The following is a 14,297-nucleotide window of genomic DNA, read 5'->3' as shown; positions in this document are numbered from 1 at the left end:
AGCGTCTTTATCTATAGCAGACGCTTTCACACGACCGGGAGGTAAAACCATGCATCAGAAAGTTGTGCGAACGGCTCTACTTTTAGCCTTAATGATTGTACTGCAGTCTCTTCGACTCCTTGTCCCAGTACCGCCTTTTATATCCATGTTTGTGGTGGGCAGCGCCATCAACGCATGCCTCCTGATAGCATTGGAAATCACAGGCCCAAAAGCGGCCCTCGGAATGGCTGTTCTCGCTCCCATTGTAGCGTTCTTTCAGCAAGCCCTGCCCTTACCCATCTTTATTCTGCCAGTGGCTTTCACCAATATGGCATATGTACTGATTTACCATATGACCTTATCTTACAATCGCTGGCTGGCGATCATCCTTTCTTCCATCGGTAGAATGCTGATTCTTTATGCCTCAAGCTCCTGGGCTTTTTCCATCGTTGCTCTTCCAGAGAAGCAGGCTACTATATTAAAAGCCCTCATGAGCTGGCCGCAGCTAGTCACCGGAATCATTGGCGGAATCCTTTGTATGCTCCTGTTAAAACGATTAGCAAGTACGATAAATAAATAGATCGACCTAACTATGATATCGCCTCGTCTATCTTGCGGGACAACGAACCTGTCCCTGTCCCATATGATAGGATGCAATCTGTAGTGAGTCCTTGCGGAATACCGAGATTACTAATTCTCGGTATTCTTTATTGGCAGATTGTTGATGCGCATTGAACGAACTATGATAATACCAACGACTGCAGCGATAAACCCGAAAAGAAAGGTTGAAGAATAGCTAAAATTATCGGCAAGAACGCCCGCAATCGGTGCGGAAAAGGCATAGGCAATATCCTGAAACATTGCGAATCCTCCGAAAGCGGTGCCGCGCTGTTCTGGGCTAACCCTCTTTATAACTTCTACACCCATAGCCGGGTATATCATTGAACAGCCGAGACCCGTAAGTAGAGCACCAATCAATGCAAGACTATAATGAGGTGCAAGCCAAAGTAAACTTTGCCCAACGGTTTCAACCATAAGCGAAACGAGAGCGACTTTTACTCCTCCAATTTTATCGGGTAGAGCACCGAAAAGAATCCGGCTTATCACAAATCCGATTCCGAATAATGAAAGACCGACACCAGCATACGGCCATCCTTGCTCTTTAAAATAAAGCAAGATAAACGCTCCGAGAACCGCAAAACCGACTCCTTGAAGCGTAACGGCAAGTCCTTGCTTCCAGATTGTTCCCAAAAGATTGAGAAACGATTTTTTCGCTTCGGTAGTTTTATGAGGAACAACTTCAGGAGAGGTGAGAAACATGATAACGCCGATAATCGGCACAATGGATGACGCTAGCATGACCGAAGCAAAGCCAAAATACTTATAGAGTGTAAGTCCCACAGGACCGCCTAATGCAAATGCGCCGTACATCGCCATCCCAAAAATCGAGAGTATCTTTCCAGAATGGCTAGGGCCGAGGCGTGAGAAATGCCAATTTGTAAGCCCGACGGTTGCCATGCTTTCTCCAATGCCGAGCAGGAGTCGGCCTGCGATAAGAATTGCCAATGCTACTGAGGCACTCATTCCACTTATAGCGGCAGCCATGCAAACAAGTGCAGCAGCCATGTAGAAGAAAAAGCCGAGCATAAAGCATTTTTTGCTACTTTTTGCATCAGCAAAATTTCCCGCGTGCTTTCTGGAAAGAATCGTTGCAACGAAGGAGACACCGACAGCGGCCCCCCCTAGCCAATTAGGAAATTTGAGCACTTCTATTACGAATACAGAAACGACAGGAAGTGCCATCGCGACGGATAAATAAGTGAGAAAAAGTGCAAAGCCAAGTTTTGCGAGACTTTGCTTTAATGATACTTGAGACATATGACCCCCTGATACTATGCACCACCTAGCAAGAGGGTACAAAAAAAACGCACTCTCTGCCACATGGCAAAATAGTGCGTTGACTTACGTGAACGCTTACGTTATTTATTATAATATAGAGTATAGTTATTTTTTTGCAAAAAAGCAATCATTTTTTTACATACGTTGTTTTGCAATCATATATCCAAAAAGAGAAACATAGCTCCTATTCCAAATAAGTAGATCCTGGAGAATAACAAATGAAGAAGAAGTTCTGCATAGTAATTGCCTGCAGGACTTCTTCCTTTTATCATGAGGGGTATACTCTCTCTACATTGTACAGTCTATTCCTACACACCAGAGTAAGCGGAAAATCCGCCATCCACGGGAATCACAGCTCCATTGACAAAGCCGGAAGCGGGTTCACTGAGCAGCCACAATAAGGTTCCAATCAATTCTTGCGGTTCACCAAACCGTCCCATAGGCGTTTGAGAAATCACCTTCTGGGCCCGCTCGGTTAACGTACCATCCTCACGCTGCAAGAGTCCTTTCGTTTGCTCTGTTAAGAAGAATCCAGGGGCAATGGCATTGACCCGTATGCCCACCTTCGACATATGGACTGCCAGCCATTGGGTGAAATTGCTGACTGCGGCTTTGGCCCCGCTGTAGGCAGGGATCTTGGTTAAGGGAGTATAGGCATTCATGGAAGAAATGTTGATGACAATGCCCTGCTTTCGTGCTACCATATCCCGGGTAAAAATTTGCGTGGGCAGCAAGGTTCCTAAGAAATTCAGGTTAAAGACGAACTCTACCCCCTCCCGTTCCAGATCAAAAAAGGTTTGAATGCTCTCCCGTTTCTCCATATCCTCAAGGTATAAATATTCTTTCGTTGTTGTCCCTGCGGGGTGATTGCCTCCTGCTCCATTCAGCAAGATATCACAAGGCCCTAATTCCTTATGAATTTTGACAAGAGCCGTTGTCAGGCTGTCTTTAACCAGTACATTGGCCTCTACGGCGATAGCCACGCCTCCTTCTCGGCAAATTTCTGCCGCTACCCCTTCGGCACTGGTACGATTGAGATCCACAATGGCTACTTTTGCCCCGCATTGGGCAATGGCCTTGGCAAAGGCACTGCCCAGCACACCGCCGCCTCCCGTGATAACGGCTACTTTACTCGTTAGATCCATCATAAATGGCAACTTCATCGTTCATCCATCCTTTCTTTTTGTTCCATCGTTCTTTCTGTTCCATCATCTTTCCTTTCGGCTTCTTAACCTGTATACCCATTCATTACGAGATCACGTAATGGATCAACAGTACGCCAGCCAACCCCATAAAGGAAATGGCGGTCTCCATCACGCACCAGGATCGTATGGTCTCTTTTACGGAAAGATTGAAGAATTCCTTAAACATCCAAAATCCCGGGTCATTGGGCGGTCCTGCCATGACACTGCCTGCCCCGGTCGCCAGAACCATGAGTTCGGGACTAACACCTGTAGCTGCAACGAGGGGCAGTACCATACCCCCTGTGGTTAAGGCAGCTACCGTTGCCGATCCCACGGCAAGACGCAGAACAGCGGCAATCATCCATGCCAGTACTAAGGGGGAAAGCTGGGAACCTGCCATCAAAGAGGCAATATATTTTCCCACGCCGCTATCAATGAGCACCTGCTTAAAGGCACCGCCGCCCCCCACGACTAAGAGGATCATGGCAATGGTCATGGCGGACTGCTGCACGGACTCCATGATGTCGGCCATGGTCTTCCCCCGTTTAATGCCAAAGGTATAGAAGGCAACGAGAACGGCAATGAGTAAGGCCATATCCGCATTACCCACAAAGGCAAAGAACTGGGTAATATACGATTCCTTGGGAAGAGTTAACTTAGTAAGAGAAGCGGCTGCCATTAAGAATACGGGAATCAAGGTGGTAAACAGACTGGAGGCGAAACTGGGCATGTCCTCTTCCTTAAAGGACTGATGGCTGTGCAATCCTTGCGGTACAGCAGGATTGAGATCTTTCATGGTTTCATAGAAGAAGGGTCCTGCTACAATGATGGTCGGGATGGCAATGAGAAAGCCATACACTAAGGTGAGCCCAATATCAGCATTAAAGATAACGGCAATGGCCGTAGGCCCCGGATGGGGCGGCAGGAAGCAATGGGTTACGGATAAAGCGGCTGCCATGGGTACGCCTACTTCCAGTAAGGGCACTCCTGCGGATAGGGCAATGGTAAAGACTAAGGGTATGAGAAGGACAAAGCCTACTTCATAGAATAAGGCAATTCCCACAATGAAGCCGGTTAAGCAGACTGCCCATTTCACATATTTCCTGCCAAACCGATCAATGAGGTGCATGGCAATGCGCTGGGCTCCCCCGCTGTCTACCATGAGTTTTCCCAGCATGGAACCGAAACTGATGACTAAGGCTAAATGCCCTAAGGTTCCTCCCACACCGCTTTCAATGGAGTCTACTACTTTTAAGAGTGGCAGTCCTTCTGCTAAGCCTACACCTAAGGAAACTAGGATTAGGGATAGGAAGCTGTTGAGCTTCACACCGATAATGAGGATAAATAGGACGACAATGCCTAAGGCTAAGATGACTAACGGCATGATCTCCCTCCTTCAATGGACTGGTTCCAGGGAATTTCCTCGATGACCGTTCCTTTTTCCTGACTATCGGCAATAAAGCGTATGATTTCTTCGGCGGTAGACATAGCATCTGAGCAGCTATGACTGGATACCACTCGTGCTGCTGAGGCGGTAGCAAATTCCAGAGAAGTGGGCATTTGCCATCCTTCTAAGATGCCATAGAGAAAGGCAGAAGCATAGGCATCCCCACCGCCAAAGGATTTTAAGAGCTTTACGGAAAAGGAGCCTACTTTATAGGCTTCGCGATCACTGCTATAGGCAAGGGAACCTTTCTTGCCGTGTTTGATAATGACAATCTGATTCCCATGGAAGAGATAGTTGTCTGCCAGGCAGTAGTCAGGAATGTCATTGTCTTTTTCCAGCATTTCCATGAGTTCAAATTCTTCCCGGGAACCCATGAGGATATCACTTCGTTGCCCTGCTAAGGAGTAATATACGGCGATTTCCACGTTGGACTTCCAGGTGTAGCTGCGGTAGTCAATATCAAAGATGACCTTGGTATCATGCTTCTTGGCATAGGTCATGGCTAAAAAGCAGGCTTCTCTGGAAGGACTGGCCGCTAAGGCGGTTCCTGAGATTAAGAGGAATTTGGCGCGCTTGATATAGTCTTCGGAAATATCTGCTGGGGCTAAGGCAAGGTCAGCAACGCCTTCCCGGTACATGAGAATCTGACTTTCGGTGGGACTGGAGATTTCCGTAAAGGTCAGACCTAAGACTTCTCCGTCTGATGACGGGGTAACATGGGATACATCAATGCCTTTTTCGATGAAGTAATCGGTAACGTACTTGCCAAAGGCATCATCGGACACTTTGCCGATAAATCCGACCTTCTTGCCAAGACGGGCTAGCCCTACAGCAATATTGGCAGGGGAACCGCCTACATATTTGGTAAAGGTGTTGACCTTATCCAAGGTGCGATGGATTTCATTAGGGTTTAAGTCAATGGCAATGCGGCCTACGGCAATGACATCAATATCTTTCTCAGGGGCAAAGGTAAACTTTTTCACGATTACAACCTCCTATGATTTATAATTTTTTTAAGAAAATCGTTTGAAAATACAAATAATTAAGGACATACGGTTTTGATAGATTCCTACAGCACCGCTATTACTTTCACAAACTTGTCAGGAAAGCCAGCCATGTTCATGACGGCATCGGGAATCTCGTCAAAGGTCACTACGCGGGTGATGATCTCACGTACCTGTACCTGCTTGTTTTGCAGTAAGGCAATGGCTTCGGGGAATTCATTGACACTGGTGCGAGAACCAACGATATCCAGTTCTTTCTTGGTAATTACGGCAGTAGGGAGCGGCGTTTCTCCATTGGGCCAGCCGACCAAGGCAATGCGCCCTGCGGCGGATACATAGTCAAACATGCCATGAATGGCTCCTTTAGCTCCCGAGGCTTCAATGACGACTTCTGCCATCCGGCCCTTGGTGATGGCAGAGAGCTCTTGGATCACCTTCCCCTGTGCCGGATGCAGGGTATGAGGTATGCCAATCTCTTTTGCCAGTTCTAACCGTTTCTCTTCCACATCGACTACAATGGGAACTGCTCCATAGACCATGGCGACCTGAGCAGCTAATAGCCCAATGGCTCCCGCCCCGATGATGAGAACATGCTCCCCTTCTTTGACTCTGGAGCGATGATTGGCATGAAGAGCGATGGTCAACGGCTCAATCATGGCAACCTCCTGCCATTCCATTTCACGAGGTACTAGATGTACTAAGTTGAGTGGATGGGTCACATACTCCGCCATGCCTCCGTCCGTCTGGACACCTAAGACTTTTAACTGTTCGCAACAGTTGGTTCTGCCAATGCTGCAAGGGTAGCACTGATAGCAAGGCAGATAGGGTTCTAGGACGACTCGATCTCCTACGATAATGCCCTTGCTGTTATCTGAAATAGACACCACTTCCCCGCCGATCTCATGACCGATGATACGGGGATAACTCACTGTGGGATTAACGCCCCGATAGGCACCAATGTCTGATCCGCAGATGCCAAGGGCACGGACCTTGATGAGAACTTCGCTGTCATTTTTGCGTTCTGGCATGGGGATGTTCTTGATACCGATTTTGAGGGGTGAATCTAGGGTTATTGCTTTCATGTTTTTGGTCTCCTTTTGATTTAAGATTTAGATGGTATGGACCGGGACTGAAATGAATTCCCTCCTTTTTGAGAATAAAATGCAGAATTTTACAAATATTACTGGTATAATCTAGGTAGTGCGATTTTAAGACTACTGTTTTGCTACTTGGCAACCAGAAGGGCTTCTGATTGTTACCTTTCTTTCTTGGTATGGCTGATTAGTAGAGAACAAATTATCACCTCCTTTGCTAATTCTATTTTGGGAGAAACACAAATTATACGATTCGTCTAATCTGTTGGTAAAAAAAGCTCCTCAACAGTCCCTCCTAGAAGATCAACTATCTTCTGAGCGTTTTTTAATGAAGGATCACGTGTACCCGCCTCCCATTTATACCAAGTAGACGGCGATACTTTAACCATTTCAGCTATTTGTTCAACAGAAAACTTTTTTATTATTCTTGCTTTCTCCAATGCTTTTCTCATTTAATCACCTCATTAAAATTATCCAATTCGTCTAATTTATTTTTATTATAGTAGACATTATGGCTAATGTCAATCTTAAATTGCCCATTTTGTATAAATTTATATATATTTTTTAGACATATAGTATAATTTATATTGGTGGTGATATTATGGTTATTAACAAAATCGCTTTTGGTAGCAAAATCATTCAACTTAGGGAATCAAAGGGATTAACACGTTATGAATTAGCTGATATATTAAAAATAGAATATCCATCATTATCAAAGTACGAAACAGATGCCAGGACGCCAAGTCCTGAGCTCATAAAAAAAATGGCTGAGTACTTCGAAATCTCTATAGATTTCTTTTATAACCATTTAACGCCTAAAGCAGAAGGAAATTCCAAGGACTTACAAAAAATTCTTGCACAGAGTGGACTAACGTTTGAGGGCTCTCCCATTACGGATGAAGATAAACAAGCTATACTTGATATAGTCGAACTTCAATTATACAAACGTGCCAAAGAACTTAATAAGAGAAATAAGCAAGGAAAATCGTAAAACGATCTTCCTTGCTTATTTCTTAACATTACAAACTATAAGGTTATAAACTATCCTCATTAATTTTTTTCCACACATCTTTTGCTTACAATAATTAACCTGCACGGTCTTTCTAGTATTTACCGTTCAAATGAATATTCTTGTTGACCGGTACCGGTCGTCCGGTGCGGTGGATACCGCTTGTCCGGACACACGATACCGCTAAATTATTATTCGCTTAATTGCTTATCCAGTCCGTAGACTTCTCTCATAGATATGTCTTTTGTTGGATCAACGCTTTCGATGTTGATTTTATACGAATCATGAACAATTCGGTCAAGAATGGCATCGGCAAGTGGCGAATCGTCGCCGCCAAGCTGCTCATACCAGCCTTCATGGCGGTATTGAGAACAAAAGATTGTGGAAGATCGTTTTCTTCTCCGATGCAAAAGTTCGAAAATGTCTTTTGCTTCACTTGGAGTAGGCTTTAACAGTAGCCATTCATCAATAATCAACAGAATCGGATTTGAATATTTCACCATTACTTTTTTGTAATTGCCCTCGCTTCTTGAATGTTCAAGATCTAAAAGCAAATCAGGAAGGCGCACATACTGAGTTTTATAGTAATGCTTACACGCCTCCATACCGAAGGCATTTGCAAGGTAAGTTTTACCACAACCAGTTGCGCCAGTGATAAAAATATTTCTGAATTCTGTGATGTATTCGCAAGTCGCAAGGCGTTTAATCAAATCTTTGTTGATCTTTCGACCAGATGAATAGTTAATTGCCATGATACTAGCATCAGGTTGTTCAAAATCAGCATTTTTTATAAGTCGATACAAGCGATTGTTCTTTCTTCTTGTATACTCAATATCGACCATCATTCCTATGCGGTCTTCAAAATCGATATCCTTCATCTTAGGGTCAGACACTTGTTGACGATAGGCATCGGCCATTGCTGTTAAATGCATTTCTATGAGTTTATCAATGGTAGAATTATTTATCATTGCCTCTACCTCCGTAATAGTTGGCACCGCGTGTTACACCATAATTGTTCTTTGAGGGTTCCACAGTATTCGACTTTGAGATTTCTTTAATCCCGGTAACAAGAATATTTTTGATACTCTTATAACTTGGACTTGCTGTATAGCTCAAAGCTTTTTCACAAGCTGCTTCAAGACGTGATTCTGAGTGTCTTTCAGCCAACTTAAGTAACCCCATGCAACTTTTATAGGTTTGTTGCTCCACGCGACTGGAGACTAGAATGGCAGTAATGACTTTATGGGTATTGGGGCCAATTCGCTGAGCCCAATGCTTAAAACGATCTCCATTCCATTCTAAATATTTTTGATGATCTGGAGGCATGTGCTCCAAGGTAGTGCTGTATTGCCCCTTGCGGCCGTAAAGACGCTTATGAGATGCAATCCGATTATGATTATAAAATAATTCTATCACTCGATCAGCTACCCTCACATCAACTTTACGTTTGATATATTCGTATGGTACAGAATATAGCATTCCTTCAAGTGATATGTGATAATTAAACTGAACTGTGGCTTGTTTCCATTCAGCCAGTTCGTAAGAGGTAGCTGGTAGTGGGCTTAGAAAGGGCAACTCTTCATGGTGGAAGAGACTCCACCTGCTACCTTCTTTCTTTTGAAAAAGCCTTGAATTAAATGTTTCAAGTTTTTCTCGGATTGCAGCGTTAAGCTCTAACAATGAGAAGAATTGTTCATTTCTAAGCGCAGCGGTTATCCATGTGGAAATGTTGCCAACAGCGCCTTCAACATTTGCTTTGTCTTTTGGTTTTCTAATTCTAGCTGGAATAATTGCAGTGCCGTAATGTTCAGCCATTTCATGATAGGTTGCATTAAGCTTTGGCGTATACCAATCTTTCGTATGAATCACAGCCGTCTTGCAATTATCAGGAACGAGGATTTTTGTCACACCCCCAAAGTAGTTATACATATGAACGTGAGCTGTAATCCATGCTCGTTGCTTTTCATTGATAAAAGCTTCTACATAAGCGTACTGGCTATAGGTCATAACACCAACAAAAAGATAGGCTTCAGTGACTTCGCCTGTATCGGGATCAATAATTTTAGCTGGATCACCGGCCCAATCCACTTCAACCTGCTCACCAGGTTTGCGACTGATGTGCATGGTCGCACGACGCTTTTGTTCATCAAGTTGAAGATAATGACAAAACTGTGAGTACATAAAAGGTTCTTCACCGTTAAGCCTGCATTCCTCCATGTATTCAGCCCAGAGCAATTTCTTGCTGACGCCGTTTTTTAAAAGTTCGTTGCGAATGTAGTCGTAGTTTGGTAGTCGTTTTTCCGAAACGTTCTTTTGAGTTGATGAAAACAACATTTCGGAGAGAACAGAGTCTGTTTGCTTATCATCAAGTGGCCACGATAAACTGAGTTCAGCAGCTCTTTTTAAAACTCGATTCACTGTTGTTTTGGAAGCACTGCAGCTTAAAGCAATGTTCATTTGGCTCAATCCCAGTGAATGAAGCCTTAAGATTTCCCGGTACTTGGTCATTATTCTGACCTCCCATAATAAAATTTGCATCATTAAATGCATATTTCTATTATAGGATGGTGGTACTCACTGGCGGAATGCCGGTATCATTCCATCGGAATTGCGGTATCGTTAGACCGGACAGGTGGTACAGTTTAGTCCAGAATACTCATTCAAATATGGCTTCTATTTCAGAAATCCCATCTGAGGAGCTACGACCACGTTCTCTGTGCTCATCATCGTAATCTGGCTCAAAATAGGAGTCGATATAGTTATCAATTCCATCAGTACTAACATAATCAGTTATCGATAACATAGTGTCACTATAAATATCACTATCTAAATCTAACAAATGTTCTTGAATCTCTTGTTCGATATTTTCTGCAACACGACTCCTTAAGTTATTGATTATTGCGCGTCTATCAAAATTTCCATCTTCATCATGCTCAATCAATGTTCCAATATTATAATTATCGCAGTACTCAGCTGCATCAATGTTTTCTACATGATCTTTGATTGCATCGTTAAGCATATCTTTGCATAAAGACTTAAACCATAAAACTTTTAAACCATTCTTTTTATAGCATTCATTTAATAGCTTTACAGTAAAAACTAATTCTTCTAGATCTAAATCCCATAACAAATTTGAAACGTAATCCTCATCCAAAATAAAATTACTGATAGAATAATATGAGTAAAAATCTCCATTAATCAAGAGACTAAATATTTCTCTATGTGATAACCAATCCTTTTGATTAGAATAATAAAAATAAGCATCACATAAATAATTTAAAATGGTCTGTTGATAAAAACCGTCTTTAATATTGAATTTGCACATATGTGCTACTATAAAGTATAGTTTTTGTTTCTCATTTGAGAAATCAACCCCCTCTACTTTGTGATTATTAATTAATGATAGATATACGTTATCTAATTCTTCCTTTTTATAACATCGTTCAAATTGTTTGAAATGACAAATAGATTTACGTACTTCCTGTAATTCTAACTTATTATGAAAAAAAATCGACTTTAAATAATCATTCACAGAAGGATTTATTACTCCAATATGTTTTCCTCCTTTATTGTCAATAACATTTATAATAGATTGATTTAATCGATATAAAATTGATTCATAATTATCGATTGTAGAGTCAATATTTTTCATATTATATAAGCGACTTTCAAAGCATTTTTTTAGTACTTTATACTCTATGTTAGTATCAGTTAATGAGTATACTGTAGATAAAAAAGCCCTATCTACATCTTGAAGTCGTCTTTCGAATTCATTTTTCCATATATTATTGGGTTCTATTAGGTTTTCAATTATATAGTTAAAGTACTGCTCTGGAGTGACTTTGGAATAATTAGATTCATAAGTGACGTGTTCAATTATACGAGGCGTGTAATTATTATGTTGAACAATTTTTAAATAATTTTTATTTTCCTTTATATTATTATAGTACTCTTTTGGAATACATTTAGAAATGAGATGATTATAAAAGATTTCAGCCTTCTCTATGAGGGAGATATCATCCATATCTATAGTATAATTTCTTATTTTTTTTTCTTGAAAAAAAATATTAAAGTCTCTAGAACGCTCTTTTGCCTCATTGAAGATGGTGATTCTTGAATTTAAAATAATCTTCTTATTTTTTGATAATTTCACATACTTAATCAAAGAAAGTAATTCATTTTCTTGAGTATGTTTCATATTAAAGTAATGTTGCCCTAAACAATCATCTAGCAATACTATTTCTTTGCATTCTTTTTCGTGTGATAGTGATTTTTTAATATCAGTTATATCCCCGTTGGTTGTATACCTTACCCTAAATCCCTGGGTGGCATAATATAGAACCAACATCTTTGAAGTAGTTGTTTTACCAACACCAGGACCTCCTGTTATCATAAGCAATCCATTTTTGTCCAAATGATCAATACATTGTTCATAAATATTAGTTTGCACAAAATACTTACTTTCTTCATCTATGTCACTGAGAAGTGACTCACAGTCTATAAAAATATTTTGATTGTAAATCTCGTTTAAAATATTTGATGCATACAACCATAGTTTATAGTGCTTTCTTACGACATCTGAATTCTCCGGTTTTTGTAAAAACTCATCAATTTCCCTTAATGTAATAATATTTTTATCTGTTTTCATATAAATCGAAAATAGATCATAAATTTCTTTTATGTTTGCATCCGTGAGTTGCATGCCACAGCATATATAATATTGATTAGGATTCCATTTTCTTACGTTATCAATTTCCTTTCTTAAAGTAGTACGTAAATCTGAAAACTTACTTCCAATATAATGCTTGGCTTGCACAATGATATTATGAGTAATTGTACTATCAGTAAAATCAATACCACCATCTCTGCCTTTGGCAAAAAGCCTCAAGCTTGTTGATAATTGTTTTTCCATTATATCTTTACATAGATTTTCAAATTCAACATCATTTAAATTTGCATAATGGAACACTTTAAACACCTTCTTATTCGCTGAATTTCGTCGTTAGAGTATAGCAAAAAAATAGGAGGATGACACTAGAGGAGTCGGGTTTTAGTTATTATAAAATACTCGGCTAAAAAAATCGATATATTAACGTTTAATATATCGATGGTACTAAGTTGTCACTTCTTTAACTCAAATAATAACAGAATACCGTGTTTCCTATTCTCTAAAAAAACAAAAAACTCCTGCGAAATAAACAAATTTTGGCAGGATTTCTCATTCTTCGCTATTACAAATGATACGGTGGAACAGGTTATTTGTCTCAACTTATATATGAGACAAATAACCTGTTCCTTTACCATATATATTTTTTACAATATGAACTCTTTCAGACCATTTGGGCTATTTTGCGTGATGAAGTTATAATGGGACACAGGGACAGGTTCCTTGTCCCAATTAAAAACGATACGTTCTAAATTATCTTTCTATCGGTATGTCAACCAAAAGAGAAGCTACCCATGAGTTTACTAAAATTCACCAAATAAGCAAGGACGGTGGTTAGGTCTTATTTAAATTAAAAGATAGTTCTATAAAACAGATTCGCCTTAAATTAAGATTTCATCATTTAGGTATATTTTGTGGTTTGAATTGTTCGAATGAGATGATAGCCTGAAAACCATAAACTCTATTCTCAGGTAATATATATAAACTGCTTCCGGTAGCCGAATGTGGTAGTGCCGCAAAATAGTATAACTTTTCATTCTTAGCAAGTAATACTCCATAGACTTTATACGCTCCAGGAATTTCATAACTACTCTTTGATCCATTTATATTATCTTTTAAGATTAGGTATCCAGTTATGCCCGGATGTTGTCCTAAACGAGTCATTTGAAAAGACTCGCCTGTTGATATATTATTTATTGCATAAAATTGTCCAAAAAACATTGTTATCACCCAAATAAAAGTAGAGAAAGCCAAAGCAAGCCATTGCTTAACCCCTCTTTGTTGATTAGATGTGAAGGTATATATTCCAAAAGCTAGTATCGTAAATATAACTGCTGTAAGTAAAGCTATATACACCTTGTACTCTATGTTTAACAAGACTGGAGTTATTTGAATAGATGATGCAACAATAATTACTAAAAAAGCCGCTAGTGCAAACCCAATAGAGAAAGATCTTTTCAAGTACCTATCTACTATATCTCGTAAAAATGGAAAACTATCAATAATTAGAGTAGTTAACTGATAAGATCCCCAAATAATAATAGGCACGCTTAATGCACTAATTATAAATGTAAGCCCTGAAACTAATAAATCGAAAGGTGTATAGATATCCGTCGGAATAGCGGTCAAACTAATTGCTCGAAATAAGATTAAGGATTTGATATATCCAAATATGTAACATATTGCTGAACCACCAAAAAGCATAACACTCCAATTATCTTTAATGTATTTTATATTCTCCATCTCCTAACTGATTCTAAAACTTGATCTAAGAAGGGGCGTTTAATTGTTTAAGACATGGGGATAGGTTAGTTGTTTCTTACCAGCTTCTCCATTGATATTAGACAGGGGTTCGGTTCACTGAGCCGTACCGAATCGTATGTACAACTTCCATCTAGCAATATAGAAAGCAATCAAGGACACGTAAGTAGACCACAACACAAATTGTTAGAATCAACTCTATTCTGGTGTCCAGACTTCAATTCAAAACCCACCACGTGCTACGAATTACTAAT

General features: G+C 40.4%; 12 protein-coding genes. 2 read left to right on the top strand and 10 right to left on the bottom strand.

The window, feature by feature from the left end:
- Positions 1 to 49: 49 nt before the first annotated feature.
- On the top strand, positions 50 to 559 hold the full coding sequence (locus FR7_RS02420; protein WP_007951854.1) for an ECF transporter S component: 510 nt from the start codon (positions 50 to 52) through the stop codon (positions 557 to 559).
- 110 nt (positions 560 to 669) lie between these two features.
- Here the strand turns inward: FR7_RS02420 and FR7_RS02415 are convergent, their stop codons facing one another.
- The 6 genes from FR7_RS02415 to FR7_RS02390 form a co-directional block, all read right to left on the bottom strand.
- Positions 670 to 1,857 (bottom strand): arabinose transporter, encoded by a 1,188-nt coding sequence (locus FR7_RS02415; RefSeq protein ID WP_007951852.1) that lies wholly within the window; start codon positions 1,855 to 1,857, stop codon positions 670 to 672.
- A gap of 329 nt (positions 1,858 to 2,186) precedes the next feature.
- On the bottom strand, positions 2,187 to 3,041 hold the full coding sequence (locus FR7_RS02410) for an SDR family oxidoreductase (RefSeq protein ID WP_007951849.1): 855 nt from the start codon (positions 3,039 to 3,041) through the stop codon (positions 2,187 to 2,189).
- 85 nt (positions 3,042 to 3,126) lie between these two features.
- On the bottom strand, positions 3,127 to 4,446 hold the full coding sequence (locus FR7_RS02405) for a gluconate:H+ symporter (RefSeq protein WP_064448900.1): 1,320 nt from the start codon (positions 4,444 to 4,446) through the stop codon (positions 3,127 to 3,129).
- Positions 4,437 to 5,492 carry a 5-dehydro-2-deoxygluconokinase gene (iolC, locus tag FR7_RS02400; protein WP_064448899.1) on the bottom strand — a complete coding sequence of 352 codons (1,056 nt, stop codon included), beginning with the start codon at positions 5,490 to 5,492 and terminating at the stop codon, positions 4,437 to 4,439. The genes FR7_RS02405 and iolC overlap by 10 nt, the downstream gene beginning before the upstream one ends.
- A gap of 86 nt (positions 5,493 to 5,578) precedes the next feature.
- The gene (locus FR7_RS02395) at positions 5,579 to 6,595 is read right to left on the bottom strand and encodes a zinc-binding alcohol dehydrogenase family protein (RefSeq protein ID WP_007951829.1); all 1,017 of its coding nucleotides are present in this window, start codon (positions 6,593 to 6,595) and stop codon (positions 5,579 to 5,581) included.
- Positions 6,596 to 6,864: 269 nt separating this feature from the next.
- Complete coding sequence (locus tag FR7_RS02390) at positions 6,865 to 7,059, bottom strand: helix-turn-helix transcriptional regulator (RefSeq protein WP_007951827.1); 195 nt, start codon at positions 7,057 to 7,059, stop codon at positions 6,865 to 6,867.
- A 149-nt stretch (positions 7,060 to 7,208) separates the two neighbouring features.
- Here FR7_RS02390 and FR7_RS02385 point away from each other — a divergent pair, with 149 nt between their 5' ends.
- Positions 7,209 to 7,598 carry a helix-turn-helix domain-containing protein gene (locus FR7_RS02385; RefSeq protein ID WP_007951826.1) on the top strand — a complete coding sequence of 130 codons (390 nt, stop codon included), beginning with the start codon at positions 7,209 to 7,211 and terminating at the stop codon, positions 7,596 to 7,598.
- 209 nt (positions 7,599 to 7,807) lie between these two features.
- On the opposite strand, the gene istB is transcribed toward FR7_RS02385, so the two are convergent.
- From istB to FR7_RS02365, 4 genes are all read right to left on the bottom strand, one after another.
- The gene (istB, locus tag FR7_RS02380) at positions 7,808 to 8,584 is read right to left on the bottom strand and encodes an IS21-like element helper ATPase IstB (RefSeq protein WP_007951519.1); all 777 of its coding nucleotides are present in this window, start codon (positions 8,582 to 8,584) and stop codon (positions 7,808 to 7,810) included.
- The gene (gene istA, locus FR7_RS02375) at positions 8,574 to 10,124 is read right to left on the bottom strand and encodes an IS21 family transposase (RefSeq protein ID WP_007951521.1); all 1,551 of its coding nucleotides are present in this window, start codon (positions 10,122 to 10,124) and stop codon (positions 8,574 to 8,576) included. Before istA ends, istB begins: the two co-directional genes overlap by 11 nt.
- Before the next feature lie 148 nt (positions 10,125 to 10,272).
- Positions 10,273 to 12,585, bottom strand: a complete 2,313-nt coding sequence (locus FR7_RS02370) for an nSTAND3 domain-containing NTPase (RefSeq protein WP_064448898.1) — start codon at positions 12,583 to 12,585, stop codon at positions 10,273 to 10,275.
- A gap of 594 nt (positions 12,586 to 13,179) precedes the next feature.
- Positions 13,180 to 14,025, bottom strand: coding sequence for a hypothetical protein (locus FR7_RS02365; RefSeq protein ID WP_139181557.1), 846 nt, complete (start codon positions 14,023 to 14,025; stop codon positions 13,180 to 13,182).
- Between the last annotated feature and the right edge of the window lie 272 nt (positions 14,026 to 14,297).

Source organism: Pelosinus fermentans DSM 17108 (assembly GCF_000271485.2).
Taxonomy (GTDB): Bacteria; Bacillota; Negativicutes; order DSM-13327; family DSM-13327; genus Pelosinus; species Pelosinus fermentans.
The sequence above is the reverse complement of the archived record's forward strand: the minus strand, read 5'-3'. Positions and strand labels throughout refer to the sequence as shown.

What these genes read in the sequence shown, in the direction of transcription:
- FR7_RS02365 (WP_139181557.1), bottom strand. Translation starts at nt 14,025, where the DNA reads ATGGAGAATATAAAATACATTAAAGATAATTGGAGTGTTATGCTTTTT.
- FR7_RS02395 (WP_007951829.1), bottom strand. Translation starts at nt 6,595, where the DNA reads ATGAAAGCAATAACCCTAGATTCACCCCTCAAAATCGGTATCAAGAAC.
- FR7_RS02385 (WP_007951826.1), top strand. Translation starts at nt 7,209, where the DNA reads ATGGTTATTAACAAAATCGCTTTTGGTAGCAAAATCATTCAACTTAGG.
- FR7_RS02415 (WP_007951852.1), bottom strand. Translation starts at nt 1,857, where the DNA reads ATGTCTCAAGTATCATTAAAGCAAAGTCTCGCAAAACTTGGCTTTGCA.
- istA (WP_007951521.1), bottom strand. Translation starts at nt 10,124, where the DNA reads ATGACCAAGTACCGGGAAATCTTAAGGCTTCATTCACTGGGATTGAGC.
- istB (WP_007951519.1), bottom strand. Translation starts at nt 8,584, where the DNA reads ATGATAAATAATTCTACCATTGATAAACTCATAGAAATGCATTTAACA.
- FR7_RS02420 (WP_007951854.1), top strand. Translation starts at nt 50, where the DNA reads ATGCATCAGAAAGTTGTGCGAACGGCTCTACTTTTAGCCTTAATGATT.
- FR7_RS02405 (WP_064448900.1), bottom strand. Translation starts at nt 4,446, where the DNA reads ATGCCGTTAGTCATCTTAGCCTTAGGCATTGTCGTCCTATTTATCCTC.
- FR7_RS02410 (WP_007951849.1), bottom strand. Translation starts at nt 3,041, where the DNA reads ATGAAGTTGCCATTTATGATGGATCTAACGAGTAAAGTAGCCGTTATC.
- FR7_RS02390 (WP_007951827.1), bottom strand. Translation starts at nt 7,059, where the DNA reads ATGAGAAAAGCATTGGAGAAAGCAAGAATAATAAAAAAGTTTTCTGTT.